Genomic DNA, 24,042 nt, shown 5'->3' on the forward strand with positions numbered 1-24,042 from the left:
TAAATTGTTTAATTTTTATGGTTTATAGCCGATGTAACTATATGATTATTTTTCTGATAACTGGTATACATCTTTTAAATTTCTACCTAGTCCATCATAATCTAATCCGAATCCAACAATGAATTTGTTAGGAATTCTGATCCCTACGTAATCCAATTTGATGTCTTTTTTATAGGCTTCCGGTTTAAAAAACAAAGTAGCAATTTTGAAATGCTTTACGTTTTGTTCTTTAAAAAGATGTTTCAACTCTTCTACTGTATTTCCAGTATCTACAATATCTTCTACTATTACAACCGTACGCCCTTCTAAATTCTGATTTAATCCAATTAATTGTTTTACTTCATTGGTAGTTTGGGTTCCTTCGTATGAAGCCATTTTAACGAAAGACACTTCACAGTCACCGTTATAATGTTTCATCAAATCAGATACAACCATAAAAGAGCCATTCAAGACACCAATAAAAACAGGAACATCATCCAGAAAATCATCCTCAATTTGTCTTGCCAGATTGGCTATTGCAAAATCAATTTCTTGTGCCGATATAAAAGGCTCAAAATACTTGTCGTGTAACTTAATCTCCATAGTTGTGTTTGAAAATAAACGGCAAAGATAATAAATTCAGATTCAGTTAGAAGAAATTATTTATTTTTGGAAATATGAATTCAGAATATACTCTACAAATTGAAAAATGTACTGCTTACAGAAAAGATCGGGAACGCAATAGGAATTTAGCCTTACGAAACCAAGATTATTTAAAAGTGGTGGTTGCTACAGCAGTTGATCCCGACCATAAAAATCAGCACCAAGCTTGCTGGATACTAGAATTAGTTTGCGAAAAGAAACTAAAAACGGTACTTCCTTACGTTTCTCTTTTTTTAAATCATGCACCACAATTTAAAAACGATTCTGCTATTCGTTCTGCTTCCAAAATCTGCTTGTTTTTGACCAAAAGCAATCATCGTGCCAACGGAATCTCCCTTACACTGCATCAGGAAACACAACTTATCGAAATCTGTTTTGACCGGCTCATCAAAGACGAAAAAGTAGCAACCAAAGTTTATTGCATCAAGGCCTTATTCATTTTAAACAAAAAACATCCTTGGATTTACGAGGAACTTCATACGATACTTCAACAAGGTTATCACACTCACAGTCCCGCATACAAGGCTATCGCTAAAAATATTTTGGGGAAGACCATGAAAAAACACTGAAAACTTTAACAAAAAGTATGGGAAAACCATATTCTGCCTTTGTGGTTTGTCCTTACCTTTGTCTTGAATTAAGAAAAGTACTTCACTTTTTTTGATATACATTAACACATTTTAGAGAACTCTAATTACATTATTTTTTTGTAATCTCATGAACTTTGATGTTTCTGTTTTGCCTCTGAAAAGCTCGATTTCCCAATCGAGCTTTTCTTTTTTATCTTTAAAAATAAAATATTTGTCACTTATAACTTCCGAACAAAATAACGTTCTTCTTGAGTAGCTTTTTGGGTCTCAATTTGAAAAATACTATCTTTGCGCAACAAACAACAACACAATGGATTATTTTTCTTCTAATTTTAAATTAGGAATTCTTGGCGGTGGCCAATTAGGTAAAATGCTTCTTACCGAAACACAAAAATTCGACATACAAACTTTTGTTTTAGACCCTAGCGAAGAAGCTCCAGCTCGGTTTGGATGCAACTTTTTTTACAACGACAGTTTTTTAGAACATGATGTCGTATATGAATTTGGTAAATTAGTTGATTTACTGACTGTCGAAATAGAAAATGTAAATCTCGATGCCTTAGAAAAATTAGAATCTGAAGGCAAGTTGGTTTATCCATCGCCTAAAACATTACGCATCATTCAAAACAAAGGTCGTCAGAAAGATTTTTATGTAGAGCACAATATCCCAACGGCTCCTCACCGTCGATTTGTTGATTTATACCACATTCAAAAAGCGGTTGAAAACAACGAATTGGAAATTCCATTTGTATGGAAAAGCGCTCAAGGAGGTTATGATGGCACTGGTGTAAAAATTGTGCGATCTACCTTAGACTTAATTAATCTTCCCGATGTAGAATGTTTGGCAGAAGCTTTAGTTCCTTTTAAAAACGAACTAGCCGTTATCGTTGCACGAAATCCTAAAGGCGAAGTAAAAACCTATCCGGTAGTAGAAATGGAATTTCATCCCGAAGCCAATCAGGTAGAATATGTACTTTGTCCGGCAAGAGTGAGTAAAAAAGTATCCAGCAAAGCACAAGAAGTTGCGCTACAAGTTTCTAAAGCCTTCAACCATGTGGGATTACTTGCCGTTGAGATGTTTCTAACCGAAGACGATGAAATTTTAGTTAACGAAGTAGCTCCTCGTCCTCACAATTCTGGACATTTCAGTATAGAAGCCAGTTACACTTCCCAATTCGAACAACATTTAAGAGCCATATTAGATTTGCCGCTTGGTAATCCTGAAAGCAAGGTAGCTGGAGTAATGGTAAACCTAGTTGGTGACGAAAATTTTTCAGGTCCTGTAGTCTATCAAAATATTGATAAAATACTGGCTATCGATGGAGTTACACCACATATTTACGGGAAACGCGAAACACGTCCGTTCCGAAAAATGGGACACGTAACCATTGTCAATGAAGACATGAAAGAAGCCAGAAAGATAGCTGAAGAGGTAAAAAATTCAATACGAGTGATTAGCAAACCCGTAGAATTGGAACAAGAAACGGAATAAAAAGTTTTTTAAAGAAACCAATCAACGAATAAAGCAACAGAGTTACCTGAAATTTGTTTTTACTTATACAATAACTAACACACAATACCATTATGAGCAAAGTAGCTGTAATCATGGGAAGTATATCGGATATGCCGGTAATGCAAGATGCCATAGATATCTTAAAAGGATTTGACATAGACGTTGAAGTTGATATTGTTTCGGCGCACCGCACTCCTGAAAAATTATTCGATTTTAGTAAAAAAGCACACACCCGAGGTATTTCCGTAATTATTGCCGGAGCAGGTGGTGCTGCACATCTTCCTGGAATGGTGGCTAGTATGAGTCCACTTCCTGTTATTGGAGTTCCTGTGAAATCCAGTAATTCTATCGATGGTTGGGATTCTGTATTGTCTATTCTTCAAATGCCTGGTGGCGTTCCCGTTGCCACTGTTGCCCTTAATGGAGCCAAAAATGCCGGAATATTAGCTGCGCAAATCATCGGTGCGCACGACCAATGTGTTTTAGACAAAATTATTTTTTACAAAGACGGATTAAAACAAGCTGTTTTAGAGGCTTCAGAAAATCTAAAAAAATAATTGATCAAGCAATAAAACTGATTCCCATATACGAAAAAAGCTCCTTAATGTGGTATTTAGGAGCTTTTAAGTAACACAAACATAAATATCGATATGGGTTAAATCAATATTTAAATTTTATATATCGTAAATTTGAAGCCAAATGATAGCTACAATTTCATTTTCATGGTTTACTGTCCAAACATAATTATTTTTTAGTTATACAGCAAATAAAATCGATGAAATACACATAATTATGAATATACTTACAAAATATTTTACCACAAAACACAATACAGCCCCATTTTCTCAGATTAAAATCGAGGACTATCTACCTGCTATTCAGGAAAGTATCAACCAAACAAAGCATGAAATTAATACAATTGTTACTAGTGAGGAAACTCCTACTTTCAATAATACCGTTGAAGCTTTAGAATTTGCGGGCGAACAACTGGATCGTATTACCAGCATTTTTTTTAATTTAAATTCGGCAGAAACTAGTGATGAAATGCAAAAACTAGCTCAGGAAATTTCTCCTTTGCTCACCCAACTAAGTAATGACATCACGTTAAACACAGCCCTTTTTGAACGCATTCAATCTGTTTACAATCAAAAAGATACTCTCAATTTAACCATAGAACAAACTACCCTTTTAGAAAAAAAATACAAAAGTTTCACTAGAAACGGAGCGTTATTGGCCGAAGACAAAAAAGAACGTCTACGAGAAATTGACACCGAACTAGCAAAATTAAAATTAACCTTTGGGGAAAATGTCCTAGCCGAAACCAACGCTTACCAACTGCACATTACTAACCCGGAAGAACTCAAAGGATTACCGGAAGGCGCTGTTGAAGCTGCGCATGCTTTGGCAAAAAACAACAATAAGGAAGGTTGGATTTTTACTTTAGATTTTCCTAGCTACCAGCCTTTTGTGACTTATGCAGACCATCGTGAACTTCGAAAGGAAATAACAATTGCTTACGGGAAAAAGGCTTTTCAAGACAACTCTTTTGATAATCAGGAAAACGTAAAAAAAATAGTTTCTCTTCGTCATGAAAGAGCGCAGTTGCTAGGCTATCCTTCTCACGCTCATTATGTTTTGGAAGAACGCATGGCACAAAATCCTGACCGAGTAAAATCTTTCTTAAATGATTTATTAGACAAAGCTAAACCAGCTGCTGAAAGAGAATTTGCTCAACTGACTTCATTTGCTCAAAAACTTGACCAGTTGGATCAGTTAGAAAAATGGGACGGTGCTTACTACTCCGAAAAACTAAAACAAGAGTTATTTCATTTGGATGATGAAAAGTTAAAACCTTATTTTAAATTAGAAAATGTACAACAAGGAGCTTTCGAAATCGCCAATCGATTGTTTGGCATTACATTTACTGAAGTTTTTGACATTGACAAATACCATGAAGATGTACATACTTTTGAAGTCAATGATGCCAATGGAAATCTGGTAGCGATTTTTTATTCTGATTTCTTTCCAAGAAAAGGAAAACGAAATGGCGCTTGGATGACTTCCTTTAAACCTCAATATATTAAAAACGGGCAAAATGAGAGACCTCATGTTTCTATCGTTTGCAATTTCACCAAACCTACTGCAACCAAACCTTCATTGCTCACTTTCAACGAAGTGACTACCTTGTTTCATGAGTTTGGACATGCTTTACATGGCATGTTAGCCAACACAACCTATCCTAGTTTATCGGGGACTTCGGTATATTGGGATTTTGTAGAATTGCCAAGTCAGGTAATGGAAAATTGGTGTTACGAACCGGAAGCGTTAGCCTTATTCGCTAAACATTACGAAACGGGCGAAATTATTCCGCAACACTATGTAGAAAAAATTAAAGAAAGTGCTAGTTTCTTAGAAGGAATGGCCACATTGCGTCAACTGAGCTTTGGTCTATTGGATATGGAATATCATGGCCAGCCAGTAACTGTAGAAAACGTAAAAAACTTCGAAAAAAAGGCTATGGAAGCCACTGCTCTATATCCTGACGTTGATGAAAACTGTATGAGTGTTTCTTTCTCACATATTTTCCAAGGAGGGTATTCTTCGGGTTATTATAGTTACAAATGGGCCGAAGTACTCGATGCCGATGCTTTTGCTTATTTTCAGGAAAAAGGAATTTTCAATAAAGAAGTTGCCGAAAAATTCCAGAAGTATGTTCTTTCACAAGGCGGAACTGAACATCCGATGACCTTATATAAAAAATTCCGTGGTCAGGAACCCAATCCTGATGCCTTACTAAAAAGAGCGGGATTGATTTAAAATTCTCTAAAAACCGAAGTTTAGGCTTCGGTTTTTTATTTCCATAATAAAGTCAAAACCCACCAAAAAATAGGCACACTTTCTACCCAAAAAGAAGTGTAATATTCAGAACGTCTGGGACTTGCAAAAAGAGTAAAAAAGACCAACACTAATAATAATAGTGCATTAATCAAAAGCTGGGTGATTTTAAAATCCGATTGCAATAATTCTAAACCATAAAAGAATACGAGAAGAAAAAGATTTAATTGTTTGGTCTTGGGTACTCCTAATTGCTGCGGAACCGTTTGTAATGATGCCTCATCTTTTTTCAAATCAATAATTTCAAAAATAAGCATCAAAATAATTACCAATAAAAAACGCTGAATGAATTTTAACCAAACATCTATACTGAAATCCAATTCGGCATTTATAATTGGCAGCAGAAGTGTTACTCCCGCCCAACAAAAGGCCACAATATAAATCTTTACTCCCGCCCAATTACGAACATTCTGTATTTTTTGTGAAAGTGGCAAAGCATACAGAATAATTAATCCTAAAAACAACAACGTGAGTAATTGCGAATTTCTCTGTAATTGAAAAAAATAATAAACGGTAGCCAGAAAAGAAAAAACACTCAATACAACAATAGCCTTTCTCTCTCCGGTGCGTTGCATTTTTTGAGTCCTCATTAACGCCTCGTATTTCACAAAGTTATAGCCCACAATTGTGCCGAAGAAAGCAAAAAAAGCCATGGGCAGATCATACGGAAGGCTGAAGAAATGAAAAGTCATTTGCACCAAAGCATATACAGCCAAAGCCACGTGAATGCTTCCGTTAATGTAAAAATCGAGTATTTTTTTCAAAAATCTAATCATTCACAATTTCAACGAATTGTTTTATTTCGTTTCCTTTCTCATCAACCACTGTAATCAAATGCTTCCCAGTAGGAACTACTACAGGCATTTCATGAAAGGTTTGGGTAGTTCCTTTGTATTCGTTATCAATGTACCAAAACAATTTATAATCCCGATTACTATGCGCTACTTTTAAAACCACCGGCTGAATTTTCCCTTCAAAATTTTTAGTCAAATAAATTTTACTGTTTCCTTTGGGATAAATAAATCCCATTCGACTGAGTTGCATTCCTTGGCAATCATTTCTAAACGGAGGTAACGTTTTATAATTTATATGAAGATTTTTATAATACCATTCCATCACTGGAGGCAAAACAAACCAACTTTTAGAAACCATCTTCTCTACATTTTCACAAGAACTATTCACTCTAAATTGTTCTGAAGCATCTAGATGAATTAATTGATGGTAAGGACAAACCTTCGTTTTTTTACCATTCTTAGGAATCAATTGTTTGGTTTTAGGACAATTATCTTGTGCTAAATGACCACTCAAAGTACAACACTCGGCAGTTTCTAGATCATACGAAGGTGTTTTGAACCAACGTTTTCTTGGCAAGAGATTAAACACATCAAACAAAATGGGCGCCGCACTGTCGATTCCTGTTAACTCCGGCCGACCTTCGCCCGAAGCATTGCCTACCCAAATTCCTACCACATAATCACTGTTGGTTCCTATTGCCCATGCATCACGATTTCCAAAACTGGTTCCTGTTTTCCATGCGATTTCTAGGGACGAATCATAAAACCGCCAAGCTTCATCCGCTTCAGGGCGATTGACTTCTTTCATGGCATTATAAGTCAAATAGATCGCTCCTGCTCCAAGAATCGGCTTTTCTTTAACCTCATCCCCAAAATCCTGTTTGAAGTCTTTTTGATAATTCAATTCTGCAAATTCCTTTTCACGGTAGTGACCAAAAGTCTTAACATGGTGATTTAAAGTCGCTGTAAGATTAGCATAAGTTTTGCACAAATCCCACAAATTGCTTTCGGCACCACCTAAAATTAATGACAAACCATAATGATCCGGATGTTTGTTGATATTTTTTAATTTGAATTGCCGCAGGGTTTCATAGAATTTATGCACCCCGTGTTCTTGTAACATTAATACGGACGGAATATTGAGTGAACGAGACAAAGCCCTTTGTGCCGGCACTGCTCCATCGAAAGTAAGGTTGAAATTTTGAGGAGAATAGCCCGAGATCTGTGTTGGAATATCTGCAACAAGCGTATTGGGCAGTAGCTCACCCTCATCCAACATCGAAGCATATAACAAAGGTTTTAAGACACTTCCGGTACTTCGGGGAGCCGTGATAATATCTACATCTTTGTCGTGCAAAACATCGGTAGGTGAATTCCCAACATAACTTATAATATTTCTATTTTTCACATCAATGACTAAAACTGCCATGTTGTGCACTTCATTTTGGCTGTACTGACTGTGGTATTGCCTTACTATTTGATTGATTCTATTTTGTAACGAAAGTTCTACCGTAGTTCTTATTTTCTGTCCTTCCTGTTGCAAAGCTACTTTTTCCAATAAATGAGGGGCAATTTGTGGCAAAAGATAGGGCTTTTGTGGCAAAGGTTCCTGTAACGACAACTCATACGTCATTGCATCAATAACACCGTGGTCTCTTAATTTTTTGAGCAAAGCATTCCTTTTTTGCAATAACTTTTGCTGATTTTTACCCGGATAAATTAATCGGGGTGCATTGGGTAAGACCGCTAGAGTAGCACTTTCGGCCCAAGAAAGTTGATGGGGTTGAACGCCAAAATAACGCCAGGCGGCCATTTCCAATCCTACCACATTTCCGCCAAAAGGAGCATGAGCCGCATACAATTCTAAAATTCTTTCCTTGGAATGTCTAAATTCTAATCGGGTTGCCAAGATTATCTCCACTCCTTTTTCGAAGTATGTTCTTTTCTTATTCTTTCGGGCCAATCGAATTACTTGTTGCGTAATGGTGCTTCCTCCACGAACCACCTTTCCGGCACTTCGATTTTGTTGGATTGCCTTTACCATTGCTACAGGATTGAATCCGAAGTGATACGGAAAATATTCGTCTTCAAAATAAATCAGACATTGTTTGAATTTATCAGGAATAGAATCTTGTTCAGGAAAACGCCATTGTCCGTCTCTTGCTATTTTAGCAGCCAACAAATCTCCTTCGCTACTTTCGATCACCGTTGAAAAAGGCTCTTCAAATAACGTTCGTGGCAACGAGAAATAGTACACAAGCAACAGTACAAAAGCTACTATTGATTTTTTTCGGTTCTCGTTAATCCAATTCACTAGCTTGACAAGTTTGGGATACTTCTCAAGTGTTCTTTTATCAATCATATCATCAAAAAGGTTGTCCGAAAAATTATAAAACCTATCATGGCAACAAAAAGAGAAATCGCATTACATACGAATTTGACTTCTCTTTCTTTAAAATGCCCTACTGAAGGTGAATTTATCTTGCTTCGGATTTCCTAATACATCATTTTATTTTACAATTTCAATCCACTGCCCTTTACTACGTGCTACAAAACTGTTATCGTACATTGCTTCACATTGCACGCCTGGCAAATAATATTTACCAAGGTACGAAGCGTTGATTAACATTTTAAAAACACGAGTTTCTCTCGACTTTAATCCAAAATGATAATTTGCTCTATCATCTCGAATATCAATATAATCCGCAATATTTTCTGTAGCATTGCCATAATCCGTGAAACGAGTATTTACGATTTCGAATCCGGATGGAAGAATTTGAGTCAATGCAATATTGGGTACAAACTCTCCTTTTTGGTTCGTTAGAACTACCTCAGCTACCAATTCGGTTCCTTGATTGATTCTAGTCACATTCACAGGATTCCCCTTTCGATCTTTGAAGAACACTTTAGCCACTACATTATTACTCATTACTTTTTCCTGACCTACCGGAAGAATTCCGCTTTGTATCACACGTACAAACAAAGTATTCTGTTTGTTATTCTTAATCGATACTTTATTGTTTTTTCCTATCACCAACAAATCACGTTGCGCGATTGCTTTGGTGGACTTGATTTTTATCGTTTTTCCGGCTGAAGTGAACTGTACATCAATGCCTTTTCCACCATTGAATTGAGCGAATTTGGCCATTGCATACAACGAATAGGCCGTCGTTTGAGTACTCATCCATTGATCTGACGATAAGCTTTTTGCCAAAGTCACTGCGGTAGCGAAAGCCTTTTGCTTCTGACCCAATAAAATCAATGTTTCCAATGTCATTGCTCGGTTTCTGTCTTCTGAACCATAACTGTAAAAATAATACGGCGAATAGGTTTCGGTTATATTCGTTTTTGCTAATAATGCCAATCCAGCAGCCTTTTGTTTTACAATTGCATAAGTGGCCGCCAAACGCAATTTGCTCTCATTTGAAAGTTTTTTGGTTTCTCTTAAACGGTTCATCGAAGCCAAATCAGCCGCACCGGCTAAAGCGAGAGTGTACAAACGATACGCTTGACCTAAATCACTTTGGTACTGACTTTCAAAACGCCATTGTTTTGCCATCTTTTGTTGGTAAGCAATCCATTTTGTTTTAAAATTAATCGGCAAGGCATATCCTTTTTTCTCCGCTTCAATTAAAAAATGACCTGCATAAGTGGTCCCCCAATCATCCGCTTGAGCACTACCCGGCCAGTATGCAAATCCGCCATTAGCCAACTGAAGACTCGTGAGTTTTTCTATAGCAACTGTAACATTTCGTTGGATGGATTGTTTTTTGGAAGAATCCAAATCAATCACGTCTGTGAGATACAATTGCGGAAAAACCGAAGAAGTGGTTTGTTCAACACATCCATAAGGATATTGAATCAGGTAATTCAATCTTCTTCCGAAATCGATGGTTGGAATTGATGAAATTTCGATCATTGCTTTATTACTACCCGCAACACCAAAACTATTCCAATTAATGGTTTTGTTTGCTCCTGAGCCCAAAGTAACATCCGTAAAAGCAGTTGTTACTGGATTCGGATTCATTACATCGATTTCTACCTCATAAACCGACTTTTGCGCTCCCGAAGTCGCTATAATTTGAATTTTACCCACTCCTGTTGTATTTCCGACTACCAAATCGAAATAAGCCATTTTTTCATCAGGGGTGGCAAAATATATTTTTTGTGAGGTTGGTCCAGCTAGTTTTACTGCTTGGTTTGTCTTAATTTGAACCGTTACCTCTTTTACAAACTTTTCCGTAGCAAATAAAGTCACCGGAAGAGTTACTTTTTCTGATGGTGAAATTTTTCTTGGTAAAGAAGCTAGTACCATTAAAGGACTCTTAACCGGAGTGACTTTCTCCGCCATACCGTAAGCACTGTTTGCTGCATTAGCCGCCACTACCATTGTTTTTACTGAACCTATATACTTTGGTAACTTAAACTGATGCGTTTTTGCTTCACCTTTTCCTAATTTGAAAGGACCAAAATACATGACTACCGGCTTAAATCGGTTCGCTTTTTTAGCTTGTGCCCCACCAGCCTCTTGATCTCCACCAATACTAAAAATCTGGTTGACTTTTCCTCCGTAAGCTCCAATAACATTATCGTAAATATCCCACGTACGAACACCCAAAGCTTCACGAGCATAGAAGCTATCCCAAGCATTTGGTGTTTTAAAACGGGTAAGATCCAGCAAGCCTTCATCTACCACCGCTATGGTATAGGTCATGGCTTTACCGGTTTTTTCGCTCACTTTTACGGCTACTTTTTGCTCAGGTCTCAAAACTTCTGACATTGAAATCACAGGTTCTAAAACCGTCTGTTTGTCTACCACTGCAATCGGAACAATACCATACATTCGGATTGGTGAATCATTTTTCGTTGAAGCATGCGGCTGCAACATCGTCACATTAATATAAACATTAGGAGCCATCTCTGGAGTCACTTCCAAATCGACTTTTGTTTCCCCTTTTTGTGTCTTGACCCAAAAGGCTTTTACCACTCGGGAACCATTCTCTACTGAAACTAAAGCGCGACCTCCTTCACTAGAAGGGAAAAAAACCTTCGCTGTTTCCCCTACAGCATACTCCTTTTTATCTGTAGAAAAACGAAGCATCGTAGCTTCTTTTCCATCGGTATTTTTAGAACGCTCTGACCAATACGGATAATCTAAGAAAACCGTTTGTCCGGAAGCATGTCCGTCATTAGGATCTATAGCGCGAATGAGGTAACGTCCCCAATCTTGTTCTGGAACAGAGAAATTCAAACTCCCTCTACCCGATGCATCGGTATTGATTATAAATGTTTTGTATGCTGTTGTAGAAGTTGTGGTGTTGTAATTTGATATATTATCATAAGATTCGTCCCACCACCAACGGGAATCTATTTTGTAGACTTTAACTTCTAACCCTCTCACCGATTTAGGTTTGCCATTTTCTCCCAAAGTGACAAACTCATAATGATTTACTTTTCCGGTTTCCAACAAACCGTATTTGTTTGGTTCAGGAGTTTTAATCCCTACATAGGTTGGATACGGCGAATATTTTACCGAAGCAACATCCGTACTTACATCACCACCATTTTCGTATACTTTGGTTATAAAAGCCGCTTTGAGCATCCCCGGAGCCTGTCCTTGCAGAGAGGGATTGATAGGGAAAGTCACCATTCCTTGCTGGTTGACTTTACCGGAATACACATTAATTTCTTCCGTGGAAAAATTACGCGTAGGATCATCAAATACAAAATTATCATAGCCTTTGAAAATGGTTTGCTGTTGCGAGAATTTAGCCTGAACTTCTGTTTTTAAGTCTTTCGCTACCGCACCGTGCATCCATAACACCTGAATAGTATTACTATTCTTTTTAGAAGCTGATAAAATCCCTTCATTGAAACTACTTTTGATTTTTAATCGGTTGGGTTTGATCGTTTCTATTTTAACGCTTTTATAAAATTGAGCACCTCCAACACTTACCACAGCTTCCCAATTTCCTGTCATGGCCGAGGTTTGCGTAAGTAATCCAAACTTGTAATGATTCATCTCGTTTACTTTTTGGATCGTTTGGTAAATTGTTTTACCCGTAGGATCATTCAAACGGAATTTAATAGGGTGATGTAACGGAATCTTATTTGCCTTATCATTAAGAATAAACGATAAATGAATAGAATCGCCTGGTCGCCAAACGCCTCTTTCTCCATAAATAAAACCTTTTAGACCTTTTTGTAAGCTCTCACCCGAAACATCAAAATTACTAATGGACAAAGAAAGCTCATCATCTAACTTAACATAAGTACTGTTTTTACCTTTAGTTACAATGGCGAAATAGGCATATTTTTTCAGGTCGAAATTAGTCATCCCATTTCCATCCGTGATCATAGAAGCTAACTTCTGCTGTTGGTAGTTGAACAATTCTACCGTGGCTCCGGAAATAGGTTCGGTGGTCACTATATCGCTCACCGCTACCGTAACCGACTTGTTATTGCCTCGTTTGGCGATAACTCCTAAATCTGTTGCTAAAATATTCTTAGATACTTTCGTATTGTAATAGTAATAATCGGTACACGGATCTTGACTCGCTCTCCACTCGTAGTCTTCTTCATAGTAATAATCGTAACCGGATGTTCCGCTATAATTCACGTCGTCCTCTTCGGGCTCTTCTTCATCGTTTTGACTGTCATCGTTAGTTCCGTCGGCACATTTAAATAAAGAATATTTCTTCTTGAATGAAAATTCTACTCGATAAATAGCCCCAGGTTCGGGAGTAATGACTTTAGATAAATCCAACGCATACGTATTCCATTTAGTGTAATCGAGTAATTCATTTTGTTTGAGCTCAAGAGTGGATTTAGCCACTGGCTGACTGACTTTTTTGAGATTATTCGCTCCATTAAGTTCGTTATCCTGTAAAAACTGGAGGATATTGTTTTTATAAATTTTATAAATTTTTACATCTACTTTTTTAAGATTAGCTGCTGCAAAATTGATTTTTAAATTGTTAGAACTTGGCAGAATCGTTCCATTTTTCACAAACTTCACCGCAGGATTAATAGGATCAAAATCGATTCTTTCAGCATAATTGTTGGCCATTTCTTCTCCGTAGATGTTCTTAATTCCTTGGAAGACTTCTACTAGTTTGTTTCCGGAAACCGCTATGGCAATAGCTTCGGGTTCGGTATATTGTTCCTCTTCATAAGCTACCTCTTCCACTGGGAGCACACTGGAAGCGGAGTCAACTGAAACTACTGCGGTGTCTGCACTGACCATTGTCGCCGCTGCTTCTACCACTGAAGCTGCCGAATCTACTGCTGCTACAGCCACTTCTGTCGGAATCACCTCAACCACTTCTTCTGATTGAATAGGAGCCTGATTAGAGAAATACACCTTCAGAACGTTACCCATGGTGGCATATTTTACCTCACTGGTATTTTCTATAACTACTAAACCTTTGAAATCCTGATCTTTTTGTAAAGGATCCGAGAAATTAATCAATAATGACTGATTGTTTTCGTCTCCAATCTTTATATCCATCACCTTAAAATCTCCCTTGGCAGGAATTGCTATCTCCGATTCGCCTTCTCTATCAATATCGGAAGCATCTCCATCCCAAGCTAGAGTAATCGTACTGGCTTTTTCAAAACGTTTGATCCCTTCTACCCTAAACTTAAATTCGGTCGAAGAGCTATTGTCTTTATCAAAAACCACTTTCAAATCATCTCCGTTCTGATGGCATTCCAATAATTTTTCGGCTTCTTCAAAGGCTAAAAAATCGGCAGTTTTCAGAACCCCATTCAAATAATACGTTTCTTTATCCGAAGATTGAATGTCCTCTGTGGTAACCGTAAAATCCTGTTTGATGGTTTTCAATGAGAAATTAAACACGGACAGTTCTTTCGGAACTTCAGTAATTTTGTTTAATTGTAGCGAAACCTGATACAACGTGTTTTGCTCCAATTTTTCATCGGGTACAAACGCAAGAGTATTAGAGGAAAGTGCAATTACCTTCCCGCTAACACTGGGAGAAATATCCAACAAATCCGCATCCAATTCCTGATTCACCTTCCAGTTGGGGTTGTTGAATGCTAGTTGCACCCTGATGTCTGATTTTACAGAGACAAATCCAGACGTAAATGCCGAAATCTGATTTTTGAAAAGTTCGAAATCAGAATCAAAATCGGCGGCTTTTTTTCCACAGGAGAAAAGAACACAAAAAATCAGGGCAACCCCGACAAATCTTAGAAGTTTCATAAAGTAGCTTTAATTATTTAATTTGATTATTTAAGTAAATGTAACGACTTTTTTCAAAAAACAAGCAATAAAATCAATCTGTTAATAAATCACATTTTTAGTTCATAATTTGATAAAAATTGTATCTCTTTTAACTACAGTTTTAATAATATATAATTATTTTTGTTCGCGTAATAACACAACTTGATAACCATTTGAGTCAAAACTCAAATTCAACTACAAACAGTACATAAAACTGATGAGAACAGATGCATTTGCTTTAAGACACATAGGTCCGAGAGAATCTGACCTACAACACATGTTTAAGACCATTGGCGTTAAAGACATGGACCAATTACTTTTTGAAACTTTACCGGATGGAATTCGTCTGAAAGAGGATTTACAATTAGATCCAGCGATGTCGGAATATGAGTATCTCACTCACATCACCGAATTGGGTGCCAAAAATAAAGTTTTCAAATCATACATTGGCTTAGGATACCACCCTGCCATAGTCCCTCCAGTAATTCAACGTAACATCTTCGAAAATCCGGGATGGTACACCGCTTACACACCGTATCAGGCGGAGATTGCTCAAGGACGTTTAGAAGCGTTATTGAATTTCCAAACCACCATTATTGAACTTACCGGAATGGAAATTGCCAATGCTTCTTTATTAGACGAAGGTACTGCTGCTGCAGAAGCCATGGCATTATTATTCGATGTAAGAAATCGCGATCAGAAGAAAAACAATGCTAATAAATTCTTCGTTTCGGAAGAAATTTTACCACAAACCCTTTCGGTATTACAAACTCGTTCTACTCCAATAGGTGTAGAATTGGTAGTAGGCGATCATGAAACTTTTGATTTTTCTGAAGAGTTCTTTGGAGCCATTTTACAATACCCAGGCAAGTACGGACAAGTTTACGACTACGCTTCTTTTATCGCTTCTGCAAAAGCTAAAGAAATTAAAGTTGCTGTTGCCGCCGATATTTTATCGTTAGTAAAATTAACTCCTCCAGGAGAAATGGGAGCGGATGTAGTAGTAGGAACTACTCAACGCTTTGGAATTCCAATGGGATTTGGCGGACCTCACGCCGGTTACTTTGCTACCAAAGAAGAATACAAACGTTCTATGCCGGGACGTATCATTGGAGTTTCTCAAGACACCAATGGAAACCGTGCGTTACGTATGGCATTACAAACACGTGAGCAACACATCAAACGTGAAAAAGCAACGTCTAACATTTGTACTGCTCAGGTATTATTAGCCGTTATGGCTGGAATGTATGCGGTATATCACGGTCCGAAAGGATTACAATATATTGCAGATAAAGTACACGCTTCTGCAGTAACTACAGCGAAAGCATTAGCTTCTCTAGGAATCAATCAAGTAAATTCTGCTTATTTTGATACCCTTTTAGTGAAAGCCGATGCGGAGAAAGTTCGCGCTATTGCTGAGAAGAACGAATTCAACTTCTTCTACCCTAATAACGATTGTGTTTCAATTTCTTTCAATGAAACTACTTCTACAGCAGACATCAACACTATTGTTTCCATTTTTGCTGAAGCAGTAGGCAAATCAGCCGTTCATGTTTCTGAATTAGCTACTGAAAACAATATTCAAAATCAATTATTAAGAACCTCTGCTTTCTTACAACATGATGTTTTCAACAATCATCATTCAGAAAGTCAGTTGATGCGTTATATCAAAAAATTAGAGCGTAAAGATTTATCGTTAAACCACTCGATGATCTCTTTGGGTTCTTGTACAATGAAACTAAACGCAGCAGCAGAAATGTTGCCGCTTTCTATGCCTAATTGGAGTAGCATTCACCCTTTTGCTCCAGCAGATCAAACACAAGGGTATTTGACCATGCTGAAAAAATTAGAGCAACAACTAAACGTGGTAACCGGTTTCAAAGGAACTTCATTACAACCTAACTCGGGAGCTCAAGGCGAATATGCCGGTTTAATGGCTATTCGTGCTTACCATATCTCTCGTGGCGAAGGACACCGTAACGTATGTTTAATTCCTTCATCTGCTCATGGAACCAATCCGGCTTCGGCAGCTATGGCAGGAATGAAAATCATTGTAACCAAAACTACCCCAGAAGGAAATATCGACGTAGAAGATTTAAGAGCAAGAGCCATCGAACACAAAGACAATTTATCTTGTTTAATGGTGACTTATCCTTCTACTCACGGAGTTTACGAGTCAACAATTATTGAAATTACCCAATTAATCCACGATAACGGAGGATTAGTATACATGGATGGTGCTAATATGAATGCACAAGTAGGTTTAACTAACCCAGCTACTATTGGTGCTGATGTATGTCACTTAAACTTACACAAAACTTTCGCTATCCCTCACGGCGGTGGTGGACCTGGAGTAGGACCAATTTGTGTGAACGAAAAATTAGTTGACTTTTTACCTACCAACCCAATCGTAGCTACAGGTGGTAAAGACGCTATCTCAGCCATTTCTGCAGCACCTTACGGTTCGGCATTAGTTTGTTTAATTTCTTACGGATATATTAGTATGTTAGGCGCAAAAGGATTGCGTTCTGCTACAGAGCATGCGATCTTGAATGCTAACTACATGAAAGCGCGTTTTGAAGGTCATTATCCTATTTTATATTCTGGAGAAATGGGTCGTGCAGCTCACGAAATGATATTAGATTGTCGTGAATTCAAACAAAACGGCATTGAAGTAACCGACATTGCTAAACGTTTGATGGACTATGGTTTCCACGCACCAACCGTTTCTTTCCCGGTGGCTGGTACTTTAATGATCGAACCTACTGAATCTGAGGATTTAGCGGAATTAGACCGTTTCTGTGATGCTATGATTGCTATTCGTAAAGAAATCGCTGAAGCGACCGCAGAAGACACTAACAATCCGTTAAAGAATGCACCACATACGTTAGCGATGGTAACAGCTGATCGTTGGGATTTCCCTTATTCAAGAGAAAAAGCAGCGTATCCTTTAGAGTATATTGCTGAGAACAAATTCTGGCCAACAGTACGTCGTGTAGACGATGCTTATGGTGACAGAAACTTAGTTTGTTCTTGTGCACCGATTGAAGTGTATATGGAAAATTAATTTCTAAAAACACTCAAATAAGACAACCCTTTCGTTTTGAAAGGGTTTTTTTTATTGAGTAATTCATTATAATCTTCTATAAAAATAAATACTGTAATTTTTATGTTATTTTGTTGCTAAATTGACAAAAATAAATTTTATTAAAATTTTACATAAATTCTATTAATTTGTTTAACTAATTTAGTGATTCTCAAAAAATACCCAAAATGAATATCAAAATCACAGGCTCTGGCAGCTACATACCTTCTGAAATTGTTACCAATTTAGATTTCGCCAAACATGTTTTTCTTAACGATGACGGCACACCATTTCCTTTACCTAACGAAACCATTACAGAAAAATTTCACGATATTACTGGTATCGAAGAAAGAAGATACGTAACCGATGATCTTCTTGCTTCAGACATTGCAAGTATTGCAGCAAGAAAAGCCATTGAAGATGCCAACATCGACCCTGAAACTCTCGATTATATCATATTTGCACACAATTTTGGCAATGTTAAAAAAGGAGCCATTCAAACCGATATCTTACCGAGTCTCGCCGCACGAGTGAAGTACGATCTTCGAATAAAAAATCCTAAATGTGTAGCCTACGACATGCTTTTTGGATGTCCGGGTTGGATAGAAGGCGTTATTCAGGCTCAAGCCTACATTAAAGCCGGCATGGCGAAACGTTGTTTGGTTATTGGTGCCGAAACCTTATCTAGGGTTGTAGACATTCATGATAGAGACAGTATGATATACTCCGATGGTGCCGGAGCAACTATTATAGAAGCTTCTAAAGAAGACGGAGGAATCTTGGCACACGAAACGGCTTCGTTTACGTATGATGAAGCTTATTATTTATTTTTTGGTAATTCCTTCAATAAAGATCATGATCCCGATGTGCGCTACATTAAAATGCACGGTCGTAAAATATACGAGTTTGCTCTAAGTCAAGTGCCTAAAGCCATGGCTGCTTGTTTAGAAAAAAGTGGAATTCCTATTTCTGAGGTTAAAAAAGTACTTATTCATCAGGCCAATGAAAAAATGGATGAAGCAATCATCCAACGTTTTTATCGCCTATACAAGCAAACTCCACCAGAAGGAATTATGCCTATGAGTATTCACAAATTAGGAAACAGCAGCGTGGCCACAGTACCTACTCTTTATGATTTGATTGTGAAGGGAGAAATAAAAAATCAACAACTCAACAAAGGCGATGTCATCTTGTTTGCTTCGGTAGGAGCCGGAATGAACATTAATGCCATTGTTTACAAATGTTAGTTTGCCTGTAAGCGGTAAAAATCCGTTTACAAAACGTTGGAAAGCTTCTCTCTGAGGAGCTTTTTTTTGTTTTAGTTTGTTATCGTTTATTTACTTTTAAGAAGTTCCTAAAAAAGAAATCGCCCCATCGTTTACTAAAATTACGATGGGGCTAAACGTAGTAACGGAATCTTTCAACACTATGACTCACTAATTCCGTTAATCAAAAAAAGGGCGTCATTTCTGATTCCCTCTTTTGTTCTTACAAAGTGGCTTTGTACGCAGTAACTCCCGCAATAAAAGCATCCACCTCAGCAAGTTCTCTGTTCACGCATTCCAAATCCAGTTCTTTTGACCGAAAGGCATCAACAAGGTCTGACACGTTTTACATAAAAAACAAATTGAATTATAAAAATTGCATGACTCAAACGCTATTTCCACTTGTGATCACAACTTCCAAACTTTAACAAAATATACGGAAAAACCATAACCCTGTATGTGTTAAAATCCTTATCATTGTCTATCGTTTCATCCTTACTGTGTTGAAACAAAAATCTAAAAATTAAAAAACAAACTAAATGAAACTAAAAAATGTTTCAAAATTATTATTATTTTTCATCACTACGATTATACTTTCCTGTAGTCAAGATGATCCCAATGAAAACTTCAAGCAAGAATCAATTAAAACCTCTTTCGTAAATTTTGAAAAATTATATAGTGTTGACAATGTATTCCAAAATGCTTTTAATAGTTTAATAGTCAACAACAAAAATACATCAGGGGTAACAGCCAAGAGCAATCTCAAAAAAATATACGGTTTTACAATCGCTAATGATCCGATAAAGATTGTTGAAAAAAACGGACGCCTATCCTACAATATCGCTTTACAACCTAAAACTGTAAATCTTAACATATTTGAGAACATCGTACTAAATGTCGATAAAAATGGAAACCAAAATGCATTACACATTACATATTTCAGAACCTCTGCAAACCACCACGAAGGAAATTTCAAGGGTTTTGCTAAAGTTAAACTTTTAACAAATAGCAATTCAAAAAACACCAGAACAAGTTCTGATTGCTATACCATTGAATTTATATATTGTGCCAATGCCGACGGAGTAACTCATTTTGCAGGACAAGGCGACTGCGAAGCTCAGCCACAAAGATATATAGCTTGTTTTTCTCATGATCAATCAGGTGGTAGTACTACAGAAACAATAGACTTTAACAGTATTTCTTTTGTTCCTTCCAACTATGAAAGTCCGGGAGGAAACAGTGACTCTTTTGAACCTACATATGTTAGCTCTCCAAATGAACCAAAAGATCCAGAAGGTTTTACAAATGATGAAGATGTAGATACAACTTTTTTTGAATTTATAACAAAACTTTCTCCTGAACAACAGTTTTTTCTATTTCAAAATAAAACTATTTTTGAAACTGTTAATGAATATCTTGATAAAAATAAAAACCCATTCGGGGAATATGAACTAAAAGCTGTAGAATTCATTAAACAATTGATTGATTTGGCGAGATTAAACAATACTACATTTAGTTTCAATAACAATCTAGATGCATCAAATTCTTTAAGCTTTAATAGTGTGAATGAACTAAACACATTCTTGCAAGATAATAACACAAATTTTAGTAGTAGTTTTGAAAATATTGAACTTCCTTCCCAACAAAATAATTTCACTAGTACACAAAAATTTAAGATTAATTTATTGGGTGGAGTAAAAGTTTTTATAAAATTTGGAAAGGAAATTAATGGTAAACTAACTATATCTCCTAATAATATAAGTTCCAATTTATATGGCCTAAATGCTTTTACTTCATGGCTTCCAAACAACAACGCTACATCGATAACTGAATTATCGAATGGCAATTATAAGGTAACTTTGTATGGTTCGATGAAACAAAATTATACAATTCCTGGATTTAATGGTTTAACAATCGACCAACAAATCCGAATTGTCATGTATGTTGATTCAACATATGGAGACATATATGAATCGATATGGTATTTTGATTAACAAATAAAAAATAAAAGATGAATCTAGAACAAATTGATGATGCTCACAATGGAAATTGGTTAGATTATGCCATTACAATTATTCCTTTTATAAATATAATTATTTGGGTAGTTGTAATATATGCTATTATAAAATTATATAAAAAGTTAATAAAGTTTCTTGACAAAAACTCTTAATAAATAAGGCAGTATCTCACTAACTATGTAAGTATAAAAATGAGGGGGTTTGCAAACCCCCTTTATTTTTATGTTTATTTTTAATTACTATATAGTTTATGAAAAAAGACGATTTATTATCAGATACTTTTTAAAGCAGTTCAAAATAGGTGAAGATTTGAATATTTTTTCAACACAATTACAAAAGTGTGGTTTACTATATACTATAAAATCGAAAATAGTCATAAAAATTAAATCAATTAACTGGTAATATCATTTCTGTGGAAATGATTAAACTACTCTTTTAAAATAAAAAAATGGAAAAACACATTGAAAATTTTAGTTTAGAATTATTCTTAGTGCAAATTTTTGCATTAGCAATTATTTTTATAATTCTTTTTTACGTAATAAAATTGTATAAAAAAGTTAGTGATTTTTTAGGGAAGAAAGATTAAAAATTCAACAAGAATGGAAAAAATTAATAACAATGTAAAAGAATATCTTTCTTTACATTTAGACTAAGAAGGTAATTTTAGTATTACTTCAAAAGAATTCATTAAACAATTGATTGATTTGGCGAGATTAAACAATGCTACATTTAGTTTCAATAACAATTTAGATGCATCAAATTCTTTAAGCTTTAATAGTGTGAATGAGTTTAAAAATTATTTAGATGAAACCAAAGGCACTGAAACATTTGAACTAAGTTATATTCAACAAAACCCAAATGAAAAATTATCAATAGCTAAATTAGATATTTCAATTTTTTTTGATCTAAGCATAAGGGTAAAACAAGAACTCGATCCTTATAAATTTCTAAATGTTACATCTGACATTGAAGGCATGACTTTAGGAAGACATTGGAATCAAAAAGAATTTTCAGTATCTATCGATGAAAACATTGTAACCATCGATATTATAGGTATGCTCTCAGTATCAGTAACTCAAGGAGGTGTAGGAACAATTTTTGAAAAAGAAAGACATTTTAGATTAAAAATTAATAAATTAACTGGGCAAATTTTTGGAACTTATATTTTATAATCATGGCAAATAATATCTTTGAAGCAAAAACACAATATGATGTCAACTATTTTTCTGATTCTTTTATTAGTTTATTAATATTAATAATATGTTCAATTATCTTGTTTTTGATAATAAAATTATATAAAAAGTTAATAAAGTTTCTTGACAAAAACTCTTAATAAATTAAGGAAGTATCTCACTAACTATTTTTATAGACACTATCCCAAAAAACCGTTTACAAAACGTTGGAAAGCTTCTCTCTGAGGAGCTTTTTTTGTTTCGGTTTGTTATCGATTATTTAATTTTATGCTATTCAGAACGCATTAGTTCTTTGAAGTTAAAAACTATTTAAACAATGATTTCGGCACTATTTCTTTGATCGAAATTATATTAAAAACCTTATTCCCGAGCGCAAAGATTACTAAAGCTACTAAAGGTTTATAACAGAGTGTTACAAACTTGTTTTCAAAATCAGGTAATACTTTGCCCACAAACAATACTAACAGTAAAACCCCTAATACATACAAATATTTTGCGCTAAAAGGGTGTACACCAAACTTCCTGTAATTGAAAACAATCTTGATAAGATTGTAAATGGTCAATGAAAGCGCCGTTGCCAATGATACACCAACAATCCCCATACGGAACCAAAACAAGAAAATAAGATTGGTGGAAACTGTAAGTAAAGCCAAAGCAATCGTAGTTGTATTGTTGAATTTATAGTATTTAGAATTGGAGATAATATAACCGTTAAAACCGGTAGCCAAATCAAACAACAACGCGAATCCCATGATATAAACTACATTGAGTCCTTTGAGTAACTCGTTTCCGTTTTTCATTAATGCAAACAAATCCTCAATACCAACAGCAACCAAACCAAACAACACCGCACCAATCGTAAAAAGGTAAAAAGAAGTTTTATGATGCAGTTCCTGTAACTCTTTTAGCTTGTTTTCGGCGATATACCCCGCTATGATCGGAGCCGAAATCGTATATACACCCAAAGCAGGAACGGTAATCATTCGCACTAAATTTAAGGATGTATTATAGATAGAAACTTCGGAAAAACTCAACATTTCTCCAATCATATAAGTATCTATATTGAGTGCTATTACAGAGCCCATACTCCCTAAAAAAGTATAAAACGAATACTCAATCAATTCTTTGCCGAAGGCGTCTTTTTTCAGAAAGGAGAAATTAATCTTAGAGGAAACTTTTTCCAATCGATTCAGATAAAACAACATCCCAAATAGTGCCAACACAAAAAAACCGATGTACAGCAGAATGGCATTTTCTTCCTGAAAACCATAAAACACTAACACTGAAAAACCAACTAACATTCCTATTTTGGGAAAAACATTTTCAAAAATATTAGGAACAACAATTCGCTTTTTGATAGATATGTATTTAGAAGTCAATTGTATCAAAGCCAACAGCAAAGCTACCGGAAGGATATACTGACTCATTTGCCAGAAATCGGTCATTTTCAGATGAGGCAATAATAAAACGGCTACCAACAATACGCCTACTCCCAATAAGAAATTGAAGAGAATAAATACTACCGAAAATTTAAACAGATTTTGTTGGTTATTGGAGGCTGACATTTGAGGAAAAAAACGCACGTTTGCATGCATGATTCCCAAAGCCACCACAGGCAAAATAAGTAAGGCGGTTTGGAAGACAAATTGTAGTTTTCCTGCAAATTCCAAATCGTTAGGATATAAGAATACGGTCGACAAAATGCCAATTAACGTACTAAAATAACCTACGATGCTGTATTTTAAACTTTGCCTTGCTACTATGCTCATTTTTTTGAATGGTAAGTGGTGACGTTCCCT

Annotated in this window: 14 protein-coding genes; 9 read left to right on the forward strand and 5 right to left on the reverse strand. The window is 35.9% G+C overall.

All coding sequences use genetic code 11. The features are described from left to right. Positions 1 to 45 precede the first annotated feature (45 nt). On the reverse strand, positions 46 to 582 hold the full coding sequence (hpt, locus tag NAT50_RS07455) for a hypoxanthine phosphoribosyltransferase (RefSeq protein ID WP_250592592.1): 537 nt from the start codon (positions 580 to 582) through the stop codon (positions 46 to 48). 74 nt (positions 583 to 656) lie between these two features. Between hpt and NAT50_RS07460 the strand changes: the two genes are divergently transcribed. From NAT50_RS07460 to NAT50_RS07475, 4 genes are all read left to right on the forward strand, one after another. Continuing rightward, positions 657 to 1,211 (forward strand): hypothetical protein, encoded by a 555-nt coding sequence (locus NAT50_RS07460; protein WP_250592593.1) that lies wholly within the window; start codon positions 657 to 659, stop codon positions 1,209 to 1,211. Between the two features lie 331 nt (positions 1,212 to 1,542). After that, positions 1,543 to 2,724 (forward strand): 5-(carboxyamino)imidazole ribonucleotide synthase, encoded by a 1,182-nt coding sequence (locus NAT50_RS07465; RefSeq protein WP_250592594.1) that lies wholly within the window; start codon positions 1,543 to 1,545, stop codon positions 2,722 to 2,724. Between the two features lie 92 nt (positions 2,725 to 2,816). After that, the gene (gene purE, locus NAT50_RS07470) at positions 2,817 to 3,302 is read left to right on the forward strand and encodes a 5-(carboxyamino)imidazole ribonucleotide mutase (protein WP_250592595.1); all 486 of its coding nucleotides are present in this window, start codon (positions 2,817 to 2,819) and stop codon (positions 3,300 to 3,302) included. A gap of 235 nt (positions 3,303 to 3,537) precedes the next feature. Beyond that, the gene (locus tag NAT50_RS07475; RefSeq protein ID WP_250592596.1) at positions 3,538 to 5,562 is read left to right on the forward strand and encodes a M3 family metallopeptidase; all 2,025 of its coding nucleotides are present in this window, start codon (positions 3,538 to 3,540) and stop codon (positions 5,560 to 5,562) included. Between the two features lie 35 nt (positions 5,563 to 5,597). Here NAT50_RS07475 and NAT50_RS07480 read toward each other — a convergent pair whose 3' ends face one another. From NAT50_RS07480 to NAT50_RS07490, 3 genes are all read right to left on the reverse strand, one after another. Then, positions 5,598 to 6,404, reverse strand: coding sequence for a UbiA prenyltransferase family protein (locus NAT50_RS07480; protein WP_262918623.1), 807 nt, complete (start codon positions 6,402 to 6,404; stop codon positions 5,598 to 5,600). A 4-nt stretch (positions 6,405 to 6,408) separates the two neighbouring features. Then, positions 6,409 to 8,796 carry a penicillin-binding protein 1C gene (gene pbpC, locus NAT50_RS07485; RefSeq protein WP_250592597.1) on the reverse strand — a complete coding sequence of 796 codons (2,388 nt, stop codon included), beginning with the start codon at positions 8,794 to 8,796 and terminating at the stop codon, positions 6,409 to 6,411. A 147-nt stretch (positions 8,797 to 8,943) separates the two neighbouring features. Further along, a complete protein-coding gene (locus NAT50_RS07490) occupies positions 8,944 to 14,661 on the reverse strand; it encodes an alpha-2-macroglobulin family protein (protein WP_250592598.1) in 5,718 nt (1,905 codons plus the stop codon). Between the two features lie 238 nt (positions 14,662 to 14,899). On the opposite strand from NAT50_RS07490, the gene gcvP reads away from it, so the two are divergent. The 5 genes from gcvP (at position 14,900) to NAT50_RS07515 (ending at position 22,222) form a co-directional block, all read left to right on the forward strand. After that, complete coding sequence (gene gcvP / locus NAT50_RS07495; RefSeq protein ID WP_250592599.1) at positions 14,900 to 17,749, forward strand: aminomethyl-transferring glycine dehydrogenase; 2,850 nt, start codon at positions 14,900 to 14,902, stop codon at positions 17,747 to 17,749. 206 nt (positions 17,750 to 17,955) lie between these two features. Further along, positions 17,956 to 19,014 carry a 3-oxoacyl-ACP synthase III family protein gene (locus tag NAT50_RS07500; RefSeq protein WP_250592600.1) on the forward strand — a complete coding sequence of 353 codons (1,059 nt, stop codon included), beginning with the start codon at positions 17,956 to 17,958 and terminating at the stop codon, positions 19,012 to 19,014. Positions 19,015 to 19,571: 557 nt separating this feature from the next. Next, on the forward strand, positions 19,572 to 21,026 hold the full coding sequence (locus NAT50_RS07505; RefSeq protein WP_250592601.1) for a hypothetical protein: 1,455 nt from the start codon (positions 19,572 to 19,574) through the stop codon (positions 21,024 to 21,026). 472 nt (positions 21,027 to 21,498) lie between these two features. Next, positions 21,499 to 21,636, forward strand: a complete 138-nt coding sequence (locus tag NAT50_RS07510; RefSeq protein ID WP_250592602.1) for a hypothetical protein — start codon at positions 21,499 to 21,501, stop codon at positions 21,634 to 21,636. Positions 21,637 to 21,745: 109 nt separating this feature from the next. Further along, positions 21,746 to 22,222, forward strand: a complete 477-nt coding sequence (locus tag NAT50_RS07515; protein ID WP_250592603.1) for a hypothetical protein — start codon at positions 21,746 to 21,748, stop codon at positions 22,220 to 22,222. A 326-nt stretch (positions 22,223 to 22,548) separates the two neighbouring features. Here NAT50_RS07515 and NAT50_RS07520 read toward each other — a convergent pair whose 3' ends face one another. After that, positions 22,549 to 24,012, reverse strand: coding sequence for a lipopolysaccharide biosynthesis protein (locus tag NAT50_RS07520; RefSeq protein WP_250592604.1), 1,464 nt, complete (start codon positions 24,010 to 24,012; stop codon positions 22,549 to 22,551). Positions 24,013 to 24,042 lie beyond the last annotated feature (30 nt).

Origin of the sequence: Flavobacterium luminosum (genome assembly GCF_023635005.1) — a bacterium.
GTDB lineage: Bacteria > Bacteroidota > Bacteroidia > Flavobacteriales > Flavobacteriaceae > Flavobacterium > Flavobacterium luminosum.

Excerpts from the sequence above, each read along its gene's own strand:
- purE (WP_250592595.1), top strand. The coding sequence starts at position 2,817 with ATGAGCAAAGTAGCTGTAATCATGGGAAGTATATCGGATATGCCGGTA.
- NAT50_RS07500 (WP_250592600.1), top strand. The coding sequence starts at position 17,956 with ATGAATATCAAAATCACAGGCTCTGGCAGCTACATACCTTCTGAAATT.
- NAT50_RS07465 (WP_250592594.1), top strand. The coding sequence starts at position 1,543 with ATGGATTATTTTTCTTCTAATTTTAAATTAGGAATTCTTGGCGGTGGC.
- NAT50_RS07475 (WP_250592596.1), top strand. The coding sequence starts at position 3,538 with ATGAATATACTTACAAAATATTTTACCACAAAACACAATACAGCCCCA.
- NAT50_RS07505 (WP_250592601.1), top strand. The coding sequence starts at position 19,572 with ATGAAACTAAAAAATGTTTCAAAATTATTATTATTTTTCATCACTACG.
- NAT50_RS07490 (WP_250592598.1), bottom strand. The coding sequence starts at position 14,661 with ATGAAACTTCTAAGATTTGTCGGGGTTGCCCTGATTTTTTGTGTTCTT.
- NAT50_RS07460 (WP_250592593.1), top strand. The coding sequence starts at position 657 with ATGAATTCAGAATATACTCTACAAATTGAAAAATGTACTGCTTACAGA.
- NAT50_RS07520 (WP_250592604.1), bottom strand. The coding sequence starts at position 24,012 with ATGAGCATAGTAGCAAGGCAAAGTTTAAAATACAGCATCGTAGGTTAT.
- NAT50_RS07510 (WP_250592602.1), top strand. The coding sequence starts at position 21,499 with ATGGAAAAACACATTGAAAATTTTAGTTTAGAATTATTCTTAGTGCAA.
- gcvP (WP_250592599.1), top strand. The coding sequence starts at position 14,900 with ATGAGAACAGATGCATTTGCTTTAAGACACATAGGTCCGAGAGAATCT.
- hpt (WP_250592592.1), bottom strand. The coding sequence starts at position 582 with ATGGAGATTAAGTTACACGACAAGTATTTTGAGCCTTTTATATCGGCA.
- pbpC (WP_250592597.1), bottom strand. The coding sequence starts at position 8,796 with ATGATTGATAAAAGAACACTTGAGAAGTATCCCAAACTTGTCAAGCTA.